Consider the following 22,875-nt stretch of genomic DNA (forward strand, 5'->3'; position numbering starts at 1 on the left):
CGGCCCGGTCTCCGCGGCCGGGGCGGGATCCGTGGTGCTCCAGCACGAAAACCCCCATCCAGAACGAGGGACGACGGTTCACCGATGACCGACACAACCCAGGCGTCGACTTCAGCGACGCGGCCCACCATCCTGGAGATGCGTTCCATCACCAAGACCTTCCCCGGGGTCAAGGCGCTGTCCGACGTCTCCCTGTCGGTCCGTCGCGGTGAGGTGCACGCCATCTGCGGCGAGAACGGCGCCGGGAAGTCGACGCTGATGAAGGTCCTCTCCGGGGTCTACCCCTACGGGACCTACGAGGGCGAGATCCACTTCGACGGCAAGCTCTCGCAGTTCTCGGGGATCGCCGACAGCGAGAAGACCGGCATCGCGATCATCCACCAGGAGCTCGCGCTGGTGCCCTACCTGTCGGTCGCCGAGAACATGTTCCTCGGCAACGAGATCAAGGGCCGCGGCGGTCTCATCGACTGGAACCGCACGAACGGCGAGGCGTCGAAGCTGCTGGCTCGCGTCGGGCTCGACGAGAACCCGACGACGCCGATCGGGCAGCTCGGCGTCGGCAAGCAGCAGCTGGTCGAGATCGCCAAGGCCATCAGCAAGGACGTCCGCCTGCTGATCCTGGACGAGCCGACCGCGGCGCTCAACGACAACGACTCCGCCCACCTCCTCGACCTGCTGCGCCAGCTGCGGGAGGAGGGGATGACCTGCATCATGATCTCGCACAAGCTGAACGAGATCGAGGCCATCTCGGACTCGGTGACGATCATCCGCGACGGTCGCACCATCGAGACCCTCGACATGCGCGCCGACGCCGTCACCGAGGACCGCATCATCCGCGGGATGGTCGGCCGTGACCTCGACAGCCGTTACCCCGAGCGCGAGTCGAACCCGGGCGAGGAGGTCCTCCGCATCGAGGACTGGACCGTCGGGCACCCCGTGCAGGACCGGTTGGTCGTCGACCACGCGAGCCTGAACGTGCGGGCCGGCGAGGTCGTGGGGATCGCCGGGCTGATGGGCGCCGGGCGCACCGAACTCGCGATGAGCGTCTTCGGTCGCAGCTACGGCCGCTACCTCGGTGGGCAGCTGTTCCACCGCGGCAAGCCCTTCCAGACCCGCAACGTCGGCGAGGCGATCAAGCACGGGCTCGCCTACGCCACCGAGGACCGCAAGAAGTACGGCCTCAACCTCATCGACGACATCAAGCGCAACGTCTCCGCGGCGGCCCTCGACAAACTCGCCACCGGCGGTTTCGTCGACGCCAACGAGGAGATCAAGGTCGCCGAGGACAGCAAGCGGAGCATGAACATCAAGGCTCCGACGGTGACGGCCCTGACCGGGAAGCTCTCCGGCGGGAACCAGCAGAAGGTCGTCCTGTCGAAGTGGATCTACTCCGACCCCGACGTGCTGATCCTCGACGAACCCACGCGCGGCATCGACGTCGGCGCGAAGTACGAGATCTACACGATCATCAACCGGCTGGTGGCCGCAGGCAAGGCCGTCATCGTCATCTCGTCCGAACTGCCCGAACTGCTGGGCATCTGCGACCGCATCTACACCCTCTCGGCCGGCCGGATCACCGGTGAGGTGCCGATCGCCGAGGCATCGCAGGAGAGCCTGATGGTCCTCATGACGAAGGACCGCTCGCTCACCACCACCCCCACCCCTCAGGAGCACACCGCATGAGCGGCACCAGCACGGTCAAGAAGGCGACGCCGCCGCCGGCGCCGAAGACCGGTTCGGCCAACCCCCTCGTCGCCATCACGGCGAACCTGCGCGAGAGCGGCATCTACATCGCGTTCGTCGTGGTCGTGGCGCTGTTCTGGCTGATCACCGACAACCACCTGTCGCTCAGCCCGGGCAACATCACCAACATCATCCTGCAGTACTCCTACGTCCTGGTGCTGGCCATCGGGATGGTCATCGTCATCGTCGCCGGCCACATCGACCTCTCGGTCGGGTCTGTCGTCGCCCTCACGGGGGCGGTCTCGGCGAAACTGGTGATCGGTGACGGTCACGCGTGGTGGGTCGGCATCCTCGCCGCCCTCGGGGTCGGGATCCTCATCGGTGCCTGGCAGGGTTTCTGGGTCGCCTTCGTCGGCATCCCCGCCTTCATCGTCACGCTGGCCGGGATGCTGCTGTTCCGCGGTTTCACGCTGTTCGTGCTGGACAACGTCTCGCTCTCGCCCTTCCCCGAGCAGTACGGCAAGGTCGCGACCGGGTTCATCAACGGTCTGTTCGGCGGGTACGGCTACGACGCGTTCACCCTCTTCATCGGGGTCGTCGCGGTCGTCGCCTTCGCCGTGGGTCAGTTCCGCACCCGGTTGGCCAAGGTCCGCTACCAGCAGGTCGTCGAGGCGCTCCCGCTGTTCGTGCTGCGCATCGTCCTGGTGGCGCTCGTGGTCATGGCCATCGCGTGGAAGCTCGCGCACAGCCGTGGTCTGCCGATCGTCCTCATCATCCTGGCCGTCCTGATCCTGGCCTACTCCGTGATCATGAAGAGCACGGTGTTCGGTCGTCAGGTGTACGCCATCGGCGGGAACCTCGCTGCGGCGCAGCTGTCCGGCGTGAACGTCCGTCGGGTGAACTTCTGGATCTTCGTCAACATGGGCTTCCTGGCCGCGGTCGCGGGGGTCATCTTCTCCTCGCGGTCCAACGGAGCCCAGCCGAGCGCCGGCGTCGGCTTCGAGCTCGACGCGATCGCCGCGGCCTTCATCGGCGGCGCGGCCGTCACCGGCGGCATCGGCAAGATCCAGGGCGCCATGATCGGTGGTCTGCTCGTCGGCGTGATCTCCAACGGCATGCAGCTGCTGGGCCTCGACCAGTCCCTGCAGTCGGTCATCAAGGGCCTCGTGCTGCTCCTCGCTGTCGCGTTCGACGTCTACAACAAGCGTCGCGGTGGGGTGCGCTGACCCGCCACCCCCACGACGAAGGGCCCGACCGCAGCGATGCGGTCGGGCCCTTCGCCGTTCCCCGGCGGTACCGGGTCAGCGACGCGACAACCGGCGCCACAGGCTGTCCCGGCGCCGGTAGTGCGGGCAGTCGCACTCGCTGCAGTCGCTCCCGCGCCGGTAGTGCTGGTGGTGGACCGCGGGGTGCCCGCAGACGCAGAGGCGTTCGGGCTGTCCGCTCATCGCTTCCTCCGGCACTCGGGGTTCCAGACTAGGTGATCCGTTAGGGTCCGACCGTGCTGAGAGTGGGCCTCACCGGGGGCATCGGGGCGGGCAAGTCGACCGGGTCGCGGTCGCTGGCGGCCCTGGGTGCCGTCATCGTCGACGCCGACCTGCTGGCCCGGGAGGTCGTCGCCCCCGGAACACCGGGTCTGGCCTCGATCGTCGAGCACTTCGGGACCGGGGTCCTGGGGGCGGAGGGTGACCTCGACCGTCCGTCGTTGGGGCGCATCGTGTTCCAGGACGCGCAGGCCCGGACGGTGCTGAACGGCATCGTGCACCCGTTGGTCGCGGCCCGGCGGGCCGAGCTGGCCGCCGCCGCGCCGACCGACGCGATCGTCGTCGAGGACGTCCCGCTCCTCGTGGAGACCGGTGCGGCGCCCGGTTTCCCGCTGGTCGTCGTCGTCGAGGCGGACGCGCCGGAGCGGCTGCGCCGGCTCGTCGAGGACCGCGGGATGAGTCCGGAGGACGCCCGCGCCCGGCTCGCGGCCCAGGCGAGCGACGACGAGCGCCGGGCCGTCGCCGACGTCCTGCTGGCGAACCCGCGCCGCCCCGCGGGAGCACCGGACCCCCTCGCGGGGCTCGTCGAGACCCTCTGGCGGGAGCGGCTGCTCCCCTTCGAGGCCGACCTCCGCGCCCGCCGGTCCGCCGCCCGCGGGCCGGTGGCGCTCGTGGACCCCGACCCGGGCTGGGCGGCCGCCGGCGCGCGCACCTGCGCGCGGGTGTCCCGGGTGGCGGGGGCGCGGGCCCTCGACGTGCAGCACACCGGCTCCACCGCCGTCCCCGGGCTGGTGGCGAAGGACGTGATCGACGTGCAGGTCGTGGTGGCCGACCTCGAGACGGCGGCCGCGGTGGCCGAGGACCTGCTCGCCGTCGGGCTGGTCCGCGAGCCCGGGCGCTGGTGGGACCGGTTGCCCGGCGGGGGCGAGGTGGACAAGGCCCTGGCCTCCAACGCCGATCCCGGCCGGGCCGTCAACTGCCACGTCCGCCCGGTCTCCTCGCCCGCCGTCGCGCACGCGCTGGCCTTCCGGGACGCGCTCCGGGCCGACGCCGGGCTGCGCGAGCGCTACGTCGCGCTCAAACGGGCCCTCGCAGCGTCCACCGGCGACACCGAGGCCTACGCCGCCGGCAAGTCCGCCTTCGTCGACGAGGTGCTCGCGCAGCGCTGAGGGGCTCGTGTCGGAGGTCCCGCCTAGGCTTCCCCCCATGCGGCCGACGACAGACATCGAGCGCCGGGTGGCGCCCTTCGAGGTGGTCTCCGAGTTCTCACCCTCGGGCGACCAGCCCGCGGCCATCGCGGAGCTCGCGAAGCGGGTGAACGCGGGGGAGCAGGACGTCGTGCTCCTCGGCGCGACGGGTACCGGCAAGTCGGCGACGACGGCCTGGCTCATCGAGCAGGTCCAGCGGCCCACCCTGGTGATGGCCCCCAACAAGACCCTCGCGGCGCAGCTGGCCAACGAGTTCCGCGAACTCCTGCCCAACAACGCGGTCGAGTACTTCGTCTCCTACTACGACTACTACCAGCCCGAGGCCTACGTCCCGCAGTCGGACACCTACATCGAGAAGGACTCCTCGGTCAACGACGAGGTCGAACGGCTGCGGCACTCGGCCACCAACTCGCTGCTGACGCGGCGCGACGTCATCGTCGTGGCGTCGGTGTCGTGCATCTACGGGCTGGGTACCCCGCAGGAGTACGTCGACCGCATGGTCCCGCTCAAGGTCGGCGACACCATCGAGCGCGACGACCTGCTGCGCAAGTTCATCGTTGAGCAGTACACCCGCAACGACCTCGCCTTCACCCGGGGCACCTTCCGCGTCCGCGGGGACACCGTGGAGATCATCCCGGTGTACGAGGAGCACGCGATCCGCATCGAGTTCTTCGGCGACGAGATCGACAAGCTCTACACGCTGAACCCCCTCAACGGGGAGGTCCTGCGCGAGGAGGAGCACGTCTACATCTTCCCCGCCTCGCACTACGTGGCCGGTCCCGAACGGCTGGAACGCGCCATCGGGACGATCGAGGCCGAACTCACCGAACGCCTCGCCGAACTCGAGCAGCAGGGCAAGCTGCTCGAGGCGCAGCGGCTGCGCATGCGCACCACCTACGACATCGAGATGCTGCGCCAGGTCGGTTCCTGCTCCGGGGTGGAGAACTACTCCCGCCACTTCGACAACCGGGCCCCCGGGTCGGCGTCGAACACCCTGCTGGACTACTTCCCCGAGGACTTCCTCCTCGTCATCGACGAGTCGCACGTCACCGTCCCCCAGATCGGGGGGATGTTCGAGGGGGACATGTCCCGCAAGCGGACCCTCGTCGACTTCGGGTTCCGCCTGCCCAGCGCCATGGACAACCGGCCGTTGCGCTGGGAGGAGTTCCTCGAGCGCACCGGGCAGACGGTCTACCTCTCGGCCACCCCGGGGCAGTACGAACTCTCCCGCGGGAAGGGCGTCGTCGAGCAGATCATCCGCCCGACGGGACTCATCGACCCGCAGGTCGTGGTCAAACCCACCAAGGGCCAGATCGACGACCTGCTGCACGAGATCCGGCTGCGCACCGACAAGGACGAGCGCGTCCTGGTGACGACGCTGACGAAGAAGATGGCCGAGGACCTCACCGACTACTTCCTCGACCAGGGCGTCCGGGTCCGCTACCTGCACTCCGACATCGACACCCTGCGCCGGGTGGAACTGCTGCGGGAGCTGCGTCAGGGCGAGTACGACGTCCTCGTCGGGATCAACCTGCTGCGCGAGGGCCTCGACCTGCCCGAGGTGTCCCTGGTGGCGATCCTCGACGCCGACAAGGAGGGGTTCCTCCGCTCGGCCACCTCGCTGATCCAGACGATCGGGCGCGCCGCCCGCAACGTGTCGGGCGAGGTCCACATGTACGCCGACCGCATCACCGCCTCGATGGAGCAGGCGATCGAGGAGACGAACCGGCGCCGCGAGAAGCAGGTCGCCTACAACCTCGAGCGTGGGGTCGACCCGCAGCCGCTGCGCAAGCGCATCGCCGACATCACCGACCTCATCGCCCGCGAGGACGCCGACACCGCCGACCTCCTCGCCGCTGCGAGCCAGGGCGGCAGCGGACGGTCGCAGTCGCGGGGGAAGGCCCCGACCCCGGCGAAGGGCAAGGGCCGCAAGACCGCGCAGGGCGAGACGGCGGCCCCGCGCCCGGGCATGGCCCAGGCCGACCTCGCCCAGCTCATCCAGGAACTCTCCGACCAGATGCACGGTGCCGCCGCGGAACTGCAGTTCGAGCTCGCGGCCCGGCTGCGGGACGAGGTCGGGGACCTGAAGAAGGAACTGCGGGGGATGCAGGCGGCTCAGGGCGCCTGACCCTGGTCCTTCGTGAGGTGCAGCAGGAGGTTCTCCGGCTTCGGGCCGCCGGTGCGGATCAGCGCGTACCGGCGGGTCCCCCCGCGCCCGTGCAGGGCGAAGAGGGTGCGGCGCCCGGTGCGGTCCAGCAGTTCCCACCAGCCGGTGTCGGCGATGGCCTTGTCCTCGTCGGTGTAGGTGAGGTGGGCCAGGTCGTGGTCGGGAACGGCGATCGCCAGCCGGTCGGCGGCCGGCGACGTCGGCAGCCCCTTCGGCAGCGCCCACGAGCGCAGCACCCCGTCCTCCTCCAGGCGGAGGTCGTGGTGGCGACGGGGTCTGCGGTGCTCGTGCAGGACGAAGGCCGGCCGCCGCGTCACCTCCTGCGCCACCTCGAGCGCCGCGTCAGGACGCGCCGGGCAGGCCCGGGACGGGGGAGACGCTGCCGGTCTCGGTGAGGTGGGCCATCAGCGTCTCGCCGATCCCGCGCAACTGCTCGAGCTGGGTCGGGGAGAGCTGGTCGAAGAGATCACGCCGCACGGTCTCCACGTGGCCCGGAGCGGCCTGGGCGAGGGCGGCGAAACCCTCGTCGGTGAGGACGGCGAGGTATCCCCGGCCGTCGGTGGGGCAGGCTTCGCGACGGACCCAGCCCCGTTCCTCCATCCGGGCCACGGCGTGCGAGACGCGGCTGCGGGAGGACAACGAGGACTCCGCGAGCTCGCTCATGCGCAGCGAGCGGTCCGGGGCCTCCGAGAGGCGCACGAGCATCTCGTAGTACGTGAGGACGATCCCGGAGTCCTGCTGCAGCTGCCGGTCGAAGCGGTCCAGCAGCAGCTGCATGGTCGACAGGAACGTCCGCCAGGTCACCTGCTCGTCGTCGTCCAGCCACCGGGTGCCCTCGCCCGCCACCGGGCCCGGTTCGGCGTCCTGCGACGCGGTGGTGCTCTGGACCTCGATCAGCGTGCCGGATGGTGCCATGTCCCCAGCTTATGCAGCGCTTTCAACTACCGCGTCCGCCGATCGGTTGACCCCGAGGTGGGCGTTCGGCACGGACCGGGTCCCCGAACGCCGTCCGAACACCGCGGAGGCTCGTGTCGGAGGTGACGCCTAGGGTTGCCCCGTGGCCACTCGCTCTCCCTCTTCCAGCCCTCGTTCTCCGGGTACCCGCGCGAAGACCGCCGCCAGCGCGGCGACACGATCGGTGACCTCCGCCCGGGTGGCCAACGACCGTCTCGTCGTGCGCGGTGCCCGTGAGCACAACCTGAAGAACGTCTCCGTCGACCTGCCCCGGGACAGCCTCGTCGTCTTCACGGGCCTCTCGGGTTCGGGCAAGTCCTCGTTGGCCTTCGACACGATCTTCGCCGAGGGACAGCGCCGCTACGTCGAGTCGCTCTCGGCCTACGCCCGCCAGTTCCTGGGCCAGATGGACAAGCCCGACGTCGACTTCATCGAGGGGCTCTCCCCGGCCGTCTCGATCGACCAGAAGTCGACCTCGCGCAACCCCCGCTCCACCGTCGGCACGATCACCGAGGTCTACGACTACCTCCGTCTGCTCTACGCCCGCGCCGGACGTCCGCACTGCCCCGTCTGCGGGGAGCCGATCGGACGCCAGACCCCGCAGCAGATCGTCGACCAGCTGCTGGAGATGGCCGAGGGCACCCGCTTCCAGGTCCTCGCCCCGATGGTGCGCGACCGCAAGGGCGAGTACGCCGACCTCTTCCGCGAGCTGCAGACCAAGGGCTTCGCCCGCGCCCGCGTCGACGGCGAGGTCGTGGCCCTCGACAACCCGCCGACGCTGCAGAAGAAGCTCAAGCACACCATCGAGGTCATCGTCGACCGCCTCGTCCTCAAGGACGGGGTGAAGCGGCGCCTCACCGACTCCGTCGAGACGGCCCTCGTCCTCTCCGCCGGACTGCTGGTCGTGGACCTCGTCGACGTCGAGGGCCCCGAGGGGGAGCGTCGCTTCTCCGAGAAGATGGCCTGCCCCAACGAGCACCCGCTGGACATCGACGACATCGAACCGCGGAGCTTCTCCTTCAACGCCCCCTTCGGCGCCTGCCCGGAGTGCACCGGCATCGGCACCCAGCTCGAGGTCGACCCCGAGCTCGTCGTCCCCGACGAGGACCTCTCGCTCAACGAGGGCGCCATCGCGCCCTGGGCCAGCAGTTCCGCCGACTACTTCCAGCGGCTCATGACGGCGCTCGCGGCCGACCTCACCTTCTCGATGGACGTCCCGTGGCGGGCCCTGCCCAAGCGCGCCAAGGACGCGTTGCTGCGCGGCAAGGACCACGAGGTCCACGTCCGCTACAAGAACCGCTGGGGGCGCGAACGCTCGTACTCCACCGGCTTCGAGGGCGTCGTCGACTTCATCAAGCGCCGCCACGGCGAGACCGAGTCGGACATGAGCAAGGAGCGCTACGAGGGCTACATGCGCGAGACGCCGTGCCCGGTGTGCCACGGGGCCCGGCTCAAGCCCTCGATCCTCGCGGTGAAGGTCGGCGACCGCTCGATCTCCGAGGTCTGCGCGATGCCGCTCGACGAGTGCTCGACCTTCCTCAACGCCCTGCAGCTCTCGACGCGGGAGAAGCGGATCGCCGCGCAGGTCCTCAAGGAGATCCAGGCCCGGCTGGGGTTCCTCCTCGACGTCGGCCTCGACTACCTCTCGCTCGACCGCCCGGCGGGCACGCTCTCGGGCGGGGAGGCCCAGCGCATCCGGCTCGCGACGCAGATCGGTTCCGGCCTCGTGGGCGTCCTCTACGTCCTCGACGAGCCGAGCATCGGGCTGCACCAGCGCGACAACCGCCGCCTCATCGACACCCTGACCCGACTGCGCGACCTGGGCAACACCCTCATCGTCGTCGAGCACGACGAGGACACCGTCCGGGTGGCCGACTGGATCGTGGACTTCGGTCCGGGGGCGGGGGAGCGCGGTGGGGAGGTCGTGCACTCGGGCGACTTCAAGGGCCTGCTGGAGAACCCGCGCTCGCTCACCGGGCAGTACCTCTCCGGGGCCCGGGCCATCGAGGTCCCCGAGCAGCGCCGCCCGATCGACCCGGCCCGCAAGCTCGTGGTGACGGGGGCACGGCAGAACAACCTGCAGGACGTCACGGTCGAGTTCCCGCTGGGCTGCCTGGTCGGTGTGACGGGGGTGTCGGGGTCGGGGAAGTCGACCCTGGTCAACGACATCCTCTACACGGTCCTGGCCAACCAGCTCAACGGTGCCCGCCGGGTCCCGGGGCGGCACAAGGCCGTCAAGGGACTCGAGCACCTCGACAAGGTCGTGCACGTCGACCAGAGCCCGATCGGGCGCACGCCGCGCTCCAACCCGGCCACCTACACCGGTGTCTTCGACCACATCCGCAAGTTGTTCGCCTCCGCCCCGGAGGCCAAGCTGCGCGGCTACCAGGCCGGCCGGTTCTCCTTCAACGTCAAGGGCGGCCGCTGCGAGGCGTGCTCCGGCGACGGGACGCTGAAGATCGAGATGAACTTCCTCCCCGACGTCTACGTCCCGTGCGAGGTCTGCCACGGTGCGCGCTACAACCGCGAGACCCTCGAGGTGCACTTCAAGGGCAAGACCATCGCCGAGGTCCTCGACATGCCCATCGAGGAGGCCAAGGACTTCTTCGCGGCCGTCCCGGCGATCTCGCGGTTCATGACGACCCTCACCGAGGTCGGTCTCGGCTACGTCCGTCTCGGGCAGCCGGCGACGACGCTGTCGGGGGGCGAGGCCCAGCGGGTGAAGCTCGCCTCGGAGCTGCAGAAGCGCTCCAACGGCCGGACGATCTACGTCCTCGACGAACCCACCACGGGTCTGCACTTCGAGGACATCCGCCGTCTGCTCGGTGTCGTGCAGGGTCTCGTCGACAAGGGCAACAGCGTCCTGGTCATCGAGCACAACCTCGACGTCATCAAGTCCGCCGACTGGCTGGTGGACATGGGCCCCGAGGGCGGCAACGGCGGCGGCAAGGTCGTGGCCGAGGGCACTCCCGAGGACGTCGCGGCGAACCCGGACAGCTACACCGGCCAGTTCCTCGCCGAGGTGCTCAAGACCCCGACGGCAGCGACCACGACGTCGCGTCGGCGAGCCCGCGTGAGCTGAGCCCCGCCTGTGGGCGGCGGGTGATCGGGGCTGCTGAGTGCCCCGATCACCTACTCCCCGTGAAGGTCCGGTGCCCTCCTCGGCAACTGCCGGTCACCGTCGAGAACGCTTCGTGTTTCTCGCGCGCAGATCGGGGGTTTGCCGTCCCGACGGTCGTCCCGCCTGCCACACTCCTCGTGATCACGCACGGATTCCGGGGGGTCTCCGCGCGGCACCGACCTGGGGGGGGGGACGTTGAACGACACCGTGACCACGAGCACCGCACCGCCGCGGGGAGCCGCGGTCGAGGGACTCCTCACCGCGGGGACCACGGATCGTCTCGGGGAGAAGCACATGGGGCAGAGGAGTACGACGTGAGCGCGCTCGTCGTGGAGGGTGTGACCGGCCGCGCCGGCACCGACCAGCCGGTTGTCGTCATCGGGGCCGGTCCCGCGGGGCTGGCCGCCGCCGAGCACCTGCTGGACGCCGGGGCCCAGGTCGTGGTCGTGGACGGCGCCCCCGAGGTCGGTGGTCTGTCCCGCTCGATCGAGTTGTGGGGCCACCGCTTCGACCTCGGCCCGCACAGCTTCCGCTCCGACGCCCACCCGGAGTCGGTGACCCGGTGGCTGGACCTCGCCGGCGCCGTCGGCGGGGTGGAACGCACCCGGGCGCGGCGATCCGCCGTCTGGCGCGGACGCGTCGTGGGTTTCCCGCCCCGTCCCGGTCAGGTCCTGCGCACCGTCGGCGCCGGAGCCACGGCCCGCGCCGCCGGTGCCCGCCTCGCCGCGACGCTGAACCGCCGCGAACCCCGCACCCCCGTCGACGCCTACCAGGCGCTCGTCGCCAGCCACGGCCGCGCCGTCGTCGAGGAACTCCTCGCCCCCTACACGCGCAAGTACCTCGGGGCCCACCCCCGCGACCTGTCCCCGGCCTTCGCCGACGAGCTGCAGGGCACCCGCCGCGCCGGGGAGCGACCCGTCGAACTCCTCACCCCGAGCGAGGGGACCGGCGCCGTCTGGGACGAGCTGGCCCGTCGGCTGCGCGCCCGCGGCGCCCGGATCCTGCTCGGCACCACCGTGACCGGACTGAGCGCCACCGACGGCCGGGTCACCGCCGTCCGGGTGCGTGACACCTCGGCCGAGTTCTCGATCGCCGCCCGTGCCGTGGTCTCCAGCGTCCCCGCGCCCGTGCTGGTGCGGTGGCTCCCCGGTACCACCGCCCCGAGCGGCCCGTCGCTGCGCAGCCGCGACACCTACCTCGTCCACCTGCTCCTCGACGGTGACGTCGGCCAGGACAGCCACCACGTCACCGCCTGCGACGAGTCGCTGCGCGTCGGGCGCCTCTCCAACACCCGGGTCTGGCGGCCCGCCGCGTTCCGCGACGAACCCCGGACCGTCCTCTGCGCGGAGTTCTGGAGCTCCGGCGACGACGACCTGTCGGCCCGGACCGACCACGAGCTCGCCCAGCTCGCCATCGCGGAACTCCCCGCCTTCGGGGTGGACCGCGGTGTCCGCGTCCTCGACCACGACGTGCTCCGCCTGCCGCGCAGCGTGCCCGTGCCGACCCGCGGCGCCGAAGCGGCTCGCGCGCAGCTCGACGTCCAGCTCGACGCGTTCTCCAACCTCGCCCGGGTCGGACGCCACGGGCGCCACGACGGGATCGGGCCGGAGGACGCGCTGCTCGCGGGCCGCAGCATCAGCGCGCACGTCCTCACCACCGTCTGACGCACCCACGCGGCAGCGGTCGGGGACTCAGACTTGGAAGCTGCGGACCGCCTCGTCGAGGCGGGCGGCCGAGCGTGCGACCTGCTCGGCCGCGTCCGCCGTGCGCTGGGCATCACCCGTCGTGCGGTTCACGTCCTGCGCCATCCCCGTGATGGACCGGGTGACGTCGCTGGACCCGGCCGCGATCTCCTCGACGTTGCGGACCATCTCCCGCGTCGTCGCGGTCTGCTCCTCCACGGCGCTCGCGATCGTCGACTGGATCGCGCTGATGCGTTCCACGACCTCATCGATGCGCCCGATCGCGACGCTGGCCGCAGCCGCGTCCTGCTGCGCCGCAGCGATCTTCGCGACGATCGTCTCCGACGTGCGCGCCGACTCGGTGGCGAGCTCCTTCACCTCGCTGGCGACGACGGCGAACCCCTTGCCGTACTCCCCGGCGCGAGCGGCCTCGATGGTCGCGTTCAGGGCCAGCAGGTTCGTCTGCTCGGCGATGGAGGTGATGACCTTCACGATGTCGCCGATCTCCGCCGACGACCGGGCCAGGCCCTGGACCGTGCGGGCCGCGTCCCCGGACGCCGCGACGGCGTCGTGGGCGACCTGGCTGGCCTCCGTGGTCGCCGCCGCGATCTGGGCGATGGCCTGTTCCATCTCCGCGCTGGAGTCGGCGACGGAACGGATCGTCACCGAGATCTCCTCCGACGCCGCCGATCCCGCGTCGGCCTGGGACGCCGTCCCCGCGGCCCGGTCGCGCAGGTCACCGGAGACGCCGGTCAGGTCCGCCGCGGACGCCGTCAGCTCGTCGCTGGAGCGCGCGACCTGGGACAGCAGGCCCGACATCCGGTCCAGGGCGGTGTTCAACGCCAGGGTCATCCGCCCGATCTCGTCGTGACGACCCACCTCGCCGCGCTGGTCCAGGCGCCCGTCGGCCAGCGCTTCCAGCACCGTCACCGTCGCGCGCAACCGACGGCGCAACGACGTCACGACCGTGAGCGCGACCACCGCCAGCAGAGCGGCGACGACGGCGGCCGTGACCAGCGTCAGCAGCTGCGCCTTGCGCCGGGCGCCGTCCGCCGCGGTGATGGCCCCGGCGCGGGCGGTGGACGCCTGCTCGCGGATCTGCGGCAGTGCCGCGGCGACCTTCGTGGCCTGCGCGGTGAACGCGGGCACGGCCTCGCGGGCCGCGACCTGACCGGGGTCGGTGACGTCGTGGTTGGCGAGGGAGACGACCCGCTGGCCCAGCGTGACGAGCTGCTCGGACTCGGTCAGCAGCTGCTCGGCGGCTGCGCGCGTCTGCGGGTTGCCCGCCGCGGCCAGCTCGCGCAACGCGGCCCGGAGCGCGACGGCGTCGTCGCCCAGCGCGGACATCGCCGCCTGCCGGTCGGCGGCGTTCGCGGCCACCACCGACACCAGCACGTCCGCGCGCAGGGCGGCCTGCTGCGCGTCGACGGTCTCGGCCAGGGTGGCGGCCCGCTCGGCCCGCACCAGCGTGGTCCGGGCGGAGTCCTGGCCCGCCGAACCGACGAGGCCGATGGTGCCCACGGCAGCGACACCCACCAGGCCGGTGACCGCGAGCAGCGCGACCCGGGTGGCGAGACTCGTCGAACGGCGGGGGGCGGCGGTCGTGCTGGACATGCGGGGCTCCTGACCGGTCGGTGGGGACCAGACCCCACGAGGTTCGGCATCGGCGTCCCGTCGCGGTGACTGAACCGGTTGCGCCGAGGAAGCGACACCCGAACGGGTGAACGGGCCCACCGCCCCAGCTGCCGATGGACACAGCGGGGGCCCCACCGGGCCCCTTCGTCGCCGGAGTCCGAGGAGCCACCGTGCCCGCACCGCTGTCCCGATCCCGGGCGCTCACCGCCACGCTCGTCCTCGCGGCGACCCTGCCGGTCCTGGCCGGCTGCGGGGGAGACGCCTCCGCCACCGCCCCCGCGTCGACGGCCGCGGTCGACCTCCCCCTGCTCACGCCCGGGACGCTCACGGTGGCCACCGACGCCACCTACGCCCCGATGGAGTCGATGAACGGCACCGCGTTCACCGGCGCCGACATCGACGTGGTCACCGACCTGGCCCAGCGGATGGGCCTGAAGGTGACCTTCGTCCAGACCGGCTTCGACGACCTCATCGACACCGTCGGCGCGCACCGGGCCGACCTCGTCGTCTCCTCGATGACCGACCGCGCCGCCCGCCAGGAGAAGGTGGACTTCGTCGACTACTTCATCGCCGGCAGCCAGGCCATCGCCGCGGCCGGGAACCCCCTCGGCCTGGCCGCGCCCGACACCTGGTGCGGGCACACCGCGGCCGTCAACTCCGGTACCACCAACGGCGACCTCGTCGCCGCGCAGTCCGCGCTCTGCACCGCCGCCGGGAAACCCGCCGTGGCGATCGTCGACGTCCCCAACGGCAAGAGCGCGGACCGGGTCGCGGCGGGTGCCGCCGACTTCGGTGTCGAGGACTACCCCTCGGCCGTCGACCTCGTCACCACCTCGAGCGGGGCGCTCTCCCTGGCCGGGGACCCGTTGCAGGCGGCGCCCTACGGCCTGGGGTTCGCCAAGGACCGCAGTGACCTGCGCGACGCCGTCCAGGTCGCCCTCCAGCAGTCCATCGCCGCCGGCCGCTACGACGAGATTCTCAAGGCCCACGGCCTCGAGGCCGCCGCCCTGCGCACCACCGCGATCAACGGCGGCGCCTGAGGTCCGGGGCTCCGGGGCCCCGGGGGTGAGGCCTAGGCTGGGCCCGTGAACACGACGTGGTGGCGCACCCATCCGGTGGGGCAGCGGCTCCTGGCCGTCCTGGTCTGCGAGGTCCTCTACCTGGGTCTCCCGGGCCGCGGGGTCCTCGCCCTGGTCTGGTTCGCGCTGGACCTGTGGCTGCTGCACCGCATCCGGCGCAGCAGCGGTCTGGCCTGGATCGTGCTCCTCGCCCTCTCGGTCCTCGCCGGCGGCCTCGGGGTCGCCTCGCTCGTGGTGGTGGGGTTCGGGGTCGTGGCCCTGGCCGCCGTCGTGCTGAACGTCGCCGTCGCGGTCCTGCTCCTCACCCGTCCCGTCCGCGGCTGGGTCGCCCGCTCGGGGTTGATGTCGCTCCCGGGTGAGCACTGAGCGGTGGGTGTCCGCAACGTCCTCGTCGAAGGGGTCTCCGGCAGCGGCAAGACCTCGGTCTGCCGGGAGTTGCAGCGGCGCGGTCACCACGCCGTCAACGGCGACACCGAACTCGCGTACCAGGGGGACCCGGTAACCGGTGAGCCCACGACCGGTCACACCCACGACCACCACCTGTGGCGGGTGGACGCCGTACGGGTGCTGGTCGCGGACCGGAGCACCCCGGCCACCTTCTTCTGCGGGGGCTCGCGCAACCACGCGACGTTCCTCGACCTCTTCGACGCCGTCGTCGTCCTCGACCTCGACCGCGCGACCCTGATCGCCCGCCTCGCCGCGCGCGACGACGAGTTCGGCGGGCGGCCCGAGGAGCGCGAGCTCGTCCTGCGGGTGCACGCCACCGGGGAGGATCTGCCGCGCGACGCCGTCCGGATCGACGCGACGGCCCCGCTGTCGCGGGTCGTCGACGAGATCCTCCGCCACGCCGGCTGAGGCCTCATCCTGGTGGGGTGCTCTCCCTCGACCTGCACCCCGTCTTCCGCAGCGGCCGCGACATTGACAACGCCCTGCGCACGTTCCTGCTGCGGGCCGCCGCGAGCGGCGGACCGCAGGCGGAGATCGTGTGTGGCAAGGGGTCCGGGCAGCTGCGTGAGCGGGTGCTGACGTTCCTGACCCAGCCCCACGTCCGCCGGTTGCACGCGGGCGCGGCGCCCGACCCGCACAACCCGGGTCGGGTCCTGGTGCGCTTCGAGCGCGCGGTCGGTCGTCCGGTCAGTCGTCCGGTCAGTAGGGAGCGACCAGCTTGACGATCGACTCGACGATGACCCGGCTGGCCGACCCGTCGCCGTAGGGCGAGGGAACGTCCAGCAGCGCGCGCGGGTCCTCGGCCAGCGCGGAACGCACCGCGGCACCCAGGCGCAACCCGCCCGGGACCAGCGTGGCGAAGGTCCCCAGCACCTCCGGACGTTCGGTGGACCGGCGCAGCACGAGCAGCCGCTTCTTCAGGACGCTGACCTCCTCCTGCACGCCGCCGGAGTCGGAGACCACGAGGCGCGCCCGGTCCAGCAGCGTCAGGAACTCCGCCGGCGGCTGCGGCGCGATGGTCGTGAAGGCCTCGAGGAGGTCACCGAGGCCGTTGCCGCGCAGGCGGTCCAGCGTTCGCGGGTGGGCCGGGAAGACGACCTGCAGGCCCTCGGCGACGACGCCGCGCAGTTCGGCGAGGACCTGACGCAGGACGGCCGGGTTGTCGACGTTCTCCGGCTGGTGGAGCGTCAGGAGGAGGTGGTCGCCGCGGATCCCGAGGCCGGCGAGGATCCGGTCCTGCTCCTCCTGCGCCGGCAGCAGCTGCTGGACGGACTCCACCACGGTGTTCCCGGTCAGCAGGATCCGGTCGTCGGAGATCCCCTCGGCGCGCAGGTGCGCGACGGCGGCCGGGGTCGGGGCGCAGCAGAGGTCGGCCAGGTGGTCGATGGTGACGCGGTGGTGCTCCTCGGGCGTCCGCCGGTCGAAGCTGCGCAGACCGGCCTCGACGTGCACGAGCGGCAGGTCGGCGGCGTTCGCGGCCAGCGCGCCCGCCAGGGCGGCCGTCGTGTCGCCCTGCACGACGACGCAGGAGGGCCGGTGCCGCGCGAAGGTGGCGTCGAGCGCGGCCACCGCCGCCCCCAGCTGGTGACCGCGCGAGGTCCCGCCCACGCCCAGACCGAGCGGGGTGGTGGCGAAGCCGAGCTGGGCCGTGACGTCGGACCACATCGCGGCGTCGTGGTGCTGGCCGGTGTGCACGAGCAGTCCGGCCCCGCCGAGCCGGCGCACCACGTCGGCGAGCTTGATCGCCTCCGGGCGGGTACCGAGCACGACGGCGACCGGGCCGGGAGCGTCCTCGCCGACGGGGAACCCGAGCGGTCGCCGCAGGCCCCGCGGACGCTCGGGCGCGGGGAGGTCGGCGGAGCTCATCGTCGGGGTGGCCACGTACGGACGGTAGGCCGGTGGACACCCCCGGCGAGGTGCTTCCACCGCGATCCGGCGAGAGTTCACACCAACTGCGCACCCGTTGTCGCAGAACGTGTTCGGTCAGGAACGAAGCGTGCGTGAGGGACCACGAGGGACCACGAGGGGCCCGTGTCGGACCCGCGACCTAACCTCGTACCCGTGCCCGACCCCGCCACCTACCGCCCCAAGCCGGGGGAGATCCCGCTCGATCCCGGGGTGTACCGCTTCCGCGACCCCCAGGGCCGCGTGATCTACGTCGGCAAGGCCAAGAACCTGCGCGCCCGGCTCTCCAACTACTTCCAGGACCTCTCGGCCCTGCACCCGCGCACGATGACGATGGTCACCACCGCCGCCAGCGTCGAGTGGACCGTGGTCACCACCGAGGTCGAGGCCCTGCAGCTGGAGTACTCCTGGATCAAGGAGTTCGACCCGCGCTTCAACGTCAAGTACCGCGACGACAAGTCCTACCCCTACCTCGCCGTCACCATGGGCGAGGACGTCCCCCGGGTCCAGGTCATGCGCGGGGCCAAGCGCAAGGGCACCCGCTACTTCGGCCCCTACACCCACGCCTGGGCCATCCGCGAGACGGTCGACCTGCTGCTGCGCGTCTTCCCCGTCCGCACCTGCTCCACCGGCGTCTACAAGCGTGCCGGTCAGGTCGGACGCCCCTGCCTGCTCGGCTACATCGACAAGTGCTCCGCCCCCTGCGTCGGCAAGATCAGCCCCGAGGACCACCAGGCCCTCGCCCAGGACTTCTGCGACTTCATGGCCGGCAACACCCAGAAGTTCGTCCGCCGCACCGAACGCGAGATGAAGGCCGCCGCCGCCGACCTCGACTACGAACGCGCCGCCCGGCTGCGCGACGACCTCGGCGCCCTCGACAAGGCCCTGGAGAAGTCCGCCGTCGTCCTGCCCGACGCCACCGACGCCGACGTCTTCGCCATCGCCGACGACGAGCTCGAAGCCGCCGTCCAGGTCTTCCACGTCCGCGGCGGCCGGGTCCGGGGCCAGCGCGGCTGGATCTCCGAGAAGGTCGAGGACGTCGGCACCCCCGAACTCGTCGAACAGCTCCTGCTCCAGGTCTACGGCGGCGAGACCGGCGACGGCGTCCCCCGCGAGGTCCTCGTCCCCGAACTGCCCGCCACCGTCGAGAGCGACGTCGAGGACTGGCTCTCCGAACTGCGCGGCTCCCGGGTGGACCTGCGGGTGCCCCAGCGCGGGGACAAGCGCGCCCTGATGGAGACGGTGCAGCGCAACGCCTCCCAGGCCCTCGTCCTGCACAAGACCCGCCGCGGCGGGGACCTCACCACCCGCAGCCAGGCGCTGCAGGAGCTCCAGGAGGCCCTCGGCCTCGACGAGGCCCCGCTGCGCATCGAGTGCTACGACGTCTCCCACACCCAGGAGACCAACGTCGTCGCCTCGATGGTCGTCTTCGAGGACGGCCTGCCCAAGAAGTCCGACTACCGCCGCTTCGCCGTCCGCGGCGACGAGGGCGGCGTCGACGACACCCGCGCCATGCGCGAGGTCCTCACCCGCCGCTTCCGCCGGCTGCGCAGCGACGAGGCCGACGACGCCCGCATCACCGAGACCGACGACGGCGCCGAGATCGAGACCTCCGCCCCGGTCAGCGGGGAGGTCCTCGCCGGCATCGACCCCGACACCGGCCGCCCCCGCCGCTTCTCCTACGCCCCCAACCTCGTCGTCGTCGACGGCGGCCAGCCCCAGGTCGAGGCCGCCGCCCGGGCGCTCGCGGACGTCGGGATCGTCGACGTCGCGCTCTGCGGCCTGGCCAAGCGCCTCGAGGAGGTCTGGCTGCCGGGGGAGGCGCACCCGATCGTGCTGCCCCGCACCAGTCCCGGGTTGTTCCTGCTGCAACGGGTCCGCGACGAGGCGCACCGCTTCGCCATCACCTACCACCGCTCCAAGCGCAGCAAGGCGATGACGACCAGCGCCCTCGACGGCGTCCCCGGCCTCGGTCAGGCCCGCAAGACGGCGCTGCTGCGCCACTTCGGGTCGGTGAAGAAGCTCCGTGCCGCCTCCGCCGAGGAGGTCGCGGCCGTCCCCGGCATGGGACCGCGCACGGCGCAGGCCGTCGTCGAGGCGTTGCAGGGCGGCGGGACCCAGGCGGTCGACACCGCGGCGCAGCCCGCGGTCAACACGGCCACGGGGGAGCTCCTCGACTGACGGCCGGACCGCCTCGCTGGAACGCAGGGTGATCGGACGACAGCGACGAGTGCCAGGCTCGTCGCGGGCGACACGCCCGGGATGACAGGATGGGCGAGTGCAGGACGCGGCGGACAGTACGAGCGACGCAGGGGACGGGGAACGGCCACGCCGTCCCGAACTCCTGATCATCACCGGCATGTCGGGGGCCGGACGCTCGACCACCGGCAAGGCGCTGGAGGACCTCGGCTGGTACGTCGTCGACAACCTCCCGCCGCAGATGCTGGAACCGCTCGCGGAACTCGCCGCCCGGGCCGGGCTGACCATCCCGCGCCTCGCCGTCGTCGTCGACGTCCGCGGGCGCACGTTCTTCGCCGAGCTCACCGGGGCGCTGGCCGCCCTCGACACCCGGCACGTGTCCCCGCGGGTGCTGTTCCTCGACGCCACCGACGACGTCCTGGTGCGCCGCTTCGAATCCGTGCGCCGTCCGCACCCGCTGCAGGGCGACGACCGCATCGTCGACGGGATCGCCCGCGAACGCGCCCTCACCGGCGAACTGCGCGCCCGGGCCGACGTCGTCGTGGACTCCAGCTCCTTCAACGTCCACCAGCTCGGCGCGCTGGTCGCCTCGCTCTTCGAGGCCGACCGCGCGGAGGACCTGCGGGTCACGGTCATGAGCTTCGGGTTCAAGTACGGGACCCCCGCCGACGCCGAGCACGTCGCCGACGTCCGGTTCATCCCGAACCCGCACTGGGAACCCGAACTGCGCCCGCTCACCGGTCAGGACGCCCCCGTCTCCGAGTTCGTCCTCGCCGCCGACGGGGCCGCGACGTTCCTCGACCGCTACGAGGCCGCGCTCGCGCCGGTCTTCGACGGTTACCGGCGGGAGAACAAGCGCTACGCGACGATCGCCTTCGGCTGCACCGGCGGGAAGCACCGATCGGTCGCGATGACCGAGGAACTGGGCAAGCGGCTGCGCCGCGACGGAGTGCCGGTGCGCGTCCTGCACCGCGACCTGGGCCGGGAGTGAGCACGCTGCCCGAGCACTCGCACCCCTCGTCCACGAGCTTCCCGACCGGCCTGATCCCCACCGTCGGGGCTGTGCCGGCGACGGGTTCCCCGCCCCTCACCCCGCCCGGGGTCGGCGCGTCCGGTGCGCCCGCCGTGGTCGCCCTCGGCGGCGGCCACGGACTCTCGGCCTCGCTCTCGGCCCTGCGTCACCTCACCGACCGCCTGACCGCGGTCGTGACCGTCGCCGACGACGGCGGTTCCTCCGGGCGGTTGCGCCGGGAGCTCGGCGGCCTGCCGCCGGGTGACCTGCGGATGGCCCTCTCCGCCCTCTGCGACGACTCCGAGTGGGGCCGGACCTGGCGCGACGTGCTGCAGCACCGCTTCTCCAGCGAGGGGTCGCTGCACGGTCACGCCACCGGCAACCTGCTCATCTCGACGCTGTGGGAACTGCTGGGCGACGAGGTCGCCGGCCTGGACTGGGTGGGGCGCCTGCTCGGGGCCCGGGGCCGGGTGCTGCCGATGGCCGCGGTCCCGCTCGACATCGAGGCCGACGTCCTCGGTCTCGTCGAGGGCGCCCCGGAGGAGACGACCGCGGTGCGCGGACAGGTCGCGGTGGCCTCCACGACGGGTCGCGTCGCGAACGTCCGGCTCGTCCCCTCCGACCCGCCGGTGCGCCCCGAGGTCGTCGAGGCCATCGGGTCGGCCGACTGGGTCGTGCTCGGGCCGGGGTCGTGGTTCACCAGCGTCCTGCCGCACCTCATGGTGCCGGGGCTGCTCGCGGCCCTGACCAGCACCCGGGCCCGGACGTGCGTCACGCTGAACCTCGCCGTCCAGCCGGGGGAGACCGACGGCTTCAGCGCCGAGGCCTACCTCGAGGTCCTCGCGGCCCACGCCCCGGCGTTGGTGATCGACGCGGTCCTGGCGGACCCGGTGGCCGTCGGTGACGTGGACTCGCTGGTGCGGGTCGCGGAGGCCCTCGGTGCGGAGGTGTTGCTGCGCAGCGTGTCTATGGGTGACGGAACGCCGCGCCACGACGCGCTGCGGTTGGCCGCGGCCTACCGTGACGTCTTCTCCTCGCCCCGGTTCGCGGCGCGGTGAAGGCTGCGGTGGTAGTCGTGGAACCAGACGTGTGGACAGACGTGCGGACAGAGCAGGAACGAGGAGACTCACGCGTGGTGCGGGTGTCGGGGGAGGTCCAGTCATGGCGATGACGGCAGCGGTCAAGGACGAGCTGAGCCGGTTGCCGGTGACGACGACGGCGGCGCGCAAGGCCGAGGTGTCGGTGATGCTGCGCTTCGCCGGCGGGTTGCACATCGTGTCCGGTCGCATCGTCATCGAGGCCGAGCTCGACTCGGCCTCGATCGCACGGCGCCTGCGACGTGACATCGCCGACGTGTTCGGGCACCCCAGCGACCTGCTGGTCGTCCAGGCGGGGGGGCTGCGTCGGGGGACCCGCTACGTGCTGCGCGTCGCGCGCGACGGGGAGTCGCTGGCCCGCCAGACGGGACTGCTCGACACCCGGGGTCGCCCGGTGCGCGGGTTGCCCTCGCACATCGTCTCCAGCTCCGCCCAGATCGCCGAGGCCGCCTGGCGCGGGGCGTTCCTGGCCCGCGGTTCGCTCACGGAACCCGGCCGCTCCGCCGCGCTCGAGGTGACCTGCCCCGGTCCGGAGGCGGCGTTGGCCCTCGTCGGTGCGGCCCGCCGCCTCGAACTGTCGGCGAAGGCCCGCGAGGTCCGCGGCGTCGACCGCGTCGTGCTGCGCGACGGCGACGCCATCAGCGCGCTGCTCACCCGCCTCGGGGCCCACGACGCGATGATGACCTGGGAGGAGCGCCGGATGCGGCGCGAGGTCCGCGCCACCGCCAACCGCCTCGCGAACTTCGACGACGCCAACCTGCGCCGCTCCGCGCGGGCCGCGGTCGCCGCGGGGGCCCGGGTGGAACGAGCGCTGGAACTGCTCGGTGACGAGATCCCCGACCACCTGCTGCAGGCCGGTCGGCTGCGCCTGGAGCACAAGCAGGCCAGCCTCGAGGAGCTGGGTCAGCTCGCCGACCCGCCCATGACCAAGGACGCGATCGCCGGCCGGATCCGGCGGCTGCTCGGCATGGCGGACAAGAAGGCCATCGAACTCGGGATCCCGGGTACGGAGTCCGGGCTCACGGCGGACATGCTCGACGCCTGAGCGCGGACCCCCGTTCACGGGGAACGTGACGCAGGCCATAAGGTCGGGGCGACGCCGCGGGGCCGCGGCGCAGCACCCGTAGGACCAGACACAGGACCGGTACCGCAAGCACGAGACGCACCAGGCCCGCCCGGTCGAGGGTGCGTCAAGGAGGAGA

19 protein-coding genes are annotated in these 22,875 nt (G+C 72.0%); 14 read left to right on the plus strand and 5 right to left on the minus strand.

Going from position 1 to position 22,875, the window contains the following annotated elements; genetic code table 11:
* The first annotated feature begins 84 nt into the window (after window positions 1-84).
* Together mmsA and mmsB are read left to right on the plus strand one after the other, a co-directional pair.
* Window positions 85-1,683, plus strand: a complete 1,599-nt coding sequence (gene mmsA / locus OG218_RS25245; RefSeq protein ID WP_328295967.1) for a multiple monosaccharide ABC transporter ATP-binding protein — start codon at window positions 85-87, stop codon at window positions 1,681-1,683.
* Complete coding sequence (gene mmsB / locus OG218_RS25250; protein ID WP_328295968.1) at window positions 1,680-2,909, plus strand: multiple monosaccharide ABC transporter permease; 1,230 nt, start codon at window positions 1,680-1,682, stop codon at window positions 2,907-2,909. The genes mmsA and mmsB overlap by 4 nt, the downstream gene beginning before the upstream one ends.
* Before the next feature lie 75 nt (window positions 2,910-2,984).
* Here the strand turns inward: mmsB and OG218_RS25255 are convergent, their stop codons facing one another.
* Window positions 2,985-3,131, minus strand: a complete 147-nt coding sequence (locus OG218_RS25255) for a hypothetical protein (RefSeq protein WP_328295969.1) — start codon at window positions 3,129-3,131, stop codon at window positions 2,985-2,987.
* 53 nt (window positions 3,132-3,184) lie between these two features.
* Between OG218_RS25255 and coaE the strand changes: the two genes are divergently transcribed.
* Window positions 3,185-4,336, plus strand: a complete 1,152-nt coding sequence (coaE, locus tag OG218_RS25260; RefSeq protein ID WP_328295970.1) for a dephospho-CoA kinase — start codon at window positions 3,185-3,187, stop codon at window positions 4,334-4,336.
* A gap of 37 nt (window positions 4,337-4,373) precedes the next feature.
* Complete coding sequence (gene uvrB, locus OG218_RS25265; protein ID WP_328295971.1) at window positions 4,374-6,503, plus strand: excinuclease ABC subunit UvrB; 2,130 nt, start codon at window positions 4,374-4,376, stop codon at window positions 6,501-6,503.
* Here the strand turns inward: uvrB and OG218_RS25270 are convergent.
* Both OG218_RS25270 and OG218_RS25275 read right to left on the minus strand, forming a co-directional pair.
* Window positions 6,491-6,859: a DNA polymerase ligase N-terminal domain-containing protein gene (locus OG218_RS25270; protein WP_328295972.1), complete on the minus strand. Its 369-nt coding sequence runs from the start codon at window positions 6,857-6,859 to the stop codon at window positions 6,491-6,493. The two genes, uvrB and OG218_RS25270, sit on opposite strands and share 13 nt — an antisense overlap.
* Window positions 6,860-6,884: 25 nt before the next feature.
* Window positions 6,885-7,457 (minus strand): MarR family winged helix-turn-helix transcriptional regulator, encoded by a 573-nt coding sequence (locus OG218_RS25275; protein WP_328295973.1) that lies wholly within the window; start codon window positions 7,455-7,457, stop codon window positions 6,885-6,887.
* Between the two features lie 223 nt (window positions 7,458-7,680).
* Between OG218_RS25275 and uvrA the strand changes: the two genes are divergently transcribed.
* Window positions 7,681-10,578, plus strand: a complete 2,898-nt coding sequence (uvrA, locus tag OG218_RS25280) for an excinuclease ABC subunit UvrA (protein ID WP_442906559.1) — start codon at window positions 7,681-7,683, stop codon at window positions 10,576-10,578.
* A 353-nt stretch (window positions 10,579-10,931) separates the two neighbouring features.
* Complete coding sequence (locus OG218_RS25285) at window positions 10,932-12,281, plus strand: protoporphyrinogen/coproporphyrinogen oxidase (RefSeq protein ID WP_328295975.1); 1,350 nt, start codon at window positions 10,932-10,934, stop codon at window positions 12,279-12,281.
* 27 nt (window positions 12,282-12,308) lie between these two features.
* Here the strand turns inward: OG218_RS25285 and OG218_RS25290 are convergent, their stop codons facing one another.
* Window positions 12,309-13,913, minus strand: coding sequence for a methyl-accepting chemotaxis protein (locus tag OG218_RS25290; protein WP_328295976.1), 1,605 nt, complete (start codon window positions 13,911-13,913; stop codon window positions 12,309-12,311).
* Between the two features lie 191 nt (window positions 13,914-14,104).
* Between OG218_RS25290 and OG218_RS25295 the strand changes: the two genes are divergently transcribed.
* From OG218_RS25295 to OG218_RS25310, 4 genes are read left to right on the plus strand one after another with little or no spacing between them, the layout of a single operon-like run.
* Window positions 14,105-14,974: an ABC transporter substrate-binding protein gene (locus OG218_RS25295; protein ID WP_328295977.1), complete on the plus strand. Its 870-nt coding sequence runs from the start codon at window positions 14,105-14,107 to the stop codon at window positions 14,972-14,974.
* 45 nt (window positions 14,975-15,019) lie between these two features.
* On the plus strand, window positions 15,020-15,379 hold the full coding sequence (locus OG218_RS25300) for a hypothetical protein (RefSeq protein ID WP_328295978.1): 360 nt from the start codon (window positions 15,020-15,022) through the stop codon (window positions 15,377-15,379).
* A 3-nt stretch (window positions 15,380-15,382) separates the two neighbouring features.
* Window positions 15,383-15,868 carry an AAA family ATPase gene (locus OG218_RS25305; RefSeq protein WP_328295979.1) on the plus strand — a complete coding sequence of 162 codons (486 nt, stop codon included), beginning with the start codon at window positions 15,383-15,385 and terminating at the stop codon, window positions 15,866-15,868.
* A 17-nt stretch (window positions 15,869-15,885) separates the two neighbouring features.
* A complete protein-coding gene (locus OG218_RS25310) occupies window positions 15,886-16,182 on the plus strand; it encodes a Smr/MutS family protein (protein WP_328295980.1) in 297 nt (98 codons plus the stop codon).
* Here the strand turns inward: OG218_RS25310 and wecB are convergent.
* Window positions 16,160-17,341, minus strand: coding sequence for a non-hydrolyzing UDP-N-acetylglucosamine 2-epimerase (gene wecB, locus OG218_RS25315; protein ID WP_328295981.1), 1,182 nt, complete (start codon window positions 17,339-17,341; stop codon window positions 16,160-16,162). The two genes, OG218_RS25310 and wecB, sit on opposite strands and share 23 nt — an antisense overlap.
* 180 nt (window positions 17,342-17,521) lie before the next feature.
* Between wecB and uvrC the strand changes: the two genes are divergently transcribed.
* The 4 genes from uvrC (at window position 17,522) to whiA (ending at window position 22,718) form a co-directional block, all read left to right on the plus strand.
* Window positions 17,522-19,546, plus strand: coding sequence for an excinuclease ABC subunit UvrC (uvrC, locus tag OG218_RS25320; protein ID WP_328295982.1), 2,025 nt, complete (start codon window positions 17,522-17,524; stop codon window positions 19,544-19,546).
* A gap of 97 nt (window positions 19,547-19,643) precedes the next feature.
* Window positions 19,644-20,555, plus strand: a complete 912-nt coding sequence (rapZ, locus tag OG218_RS25325) for an RNase adapter RapZ (RefSeq protein WP_328295983.1) — start codon at window positions 19,644-19,646, stop codon at window positions 20,553-20,555.
* A gap of 53 nt (window positions 20,556-20,608) precedes the next feature.
* Window positions 20,609-21,634 (plus strand): gluconeogenesis factor YvcK family protein, encoded by a 1,026-nt coding sequence (locus tag OG218_RS25330; RefSeq protein WP_380162093.1) that lies wholly within the window; start codon window positions 20,609-20,611, stop codon window positions 21,632-21,634.
* A 103-nt stretch (window positions 21,635-21,737) separates the two neighbouring features.
* Window positions 21,738-22,718, plus strand: a complete 981-nt coding sequence (gene whiA / locus OG218_RS25335) for a DNA-binding protein WhiA (RefSeq protein ID WP_328295985.1) — start codon at window positions 21,738-21,740, stop codon at window positions 22,716-22,718.
* The last annotated feature ends 157 nt before the right edge of the window (window positions 22,719-22,875 follow it).

Origin of the sequence: Kineococcus sp. NBC_00420 (assembly GCF_036021035.1) — a bacterium.
Classification (GTDB): Bacteria; Actinomycetota; Actinomycetes; order Actinomycetales; family Kineococcaceae; genus Kineococcus.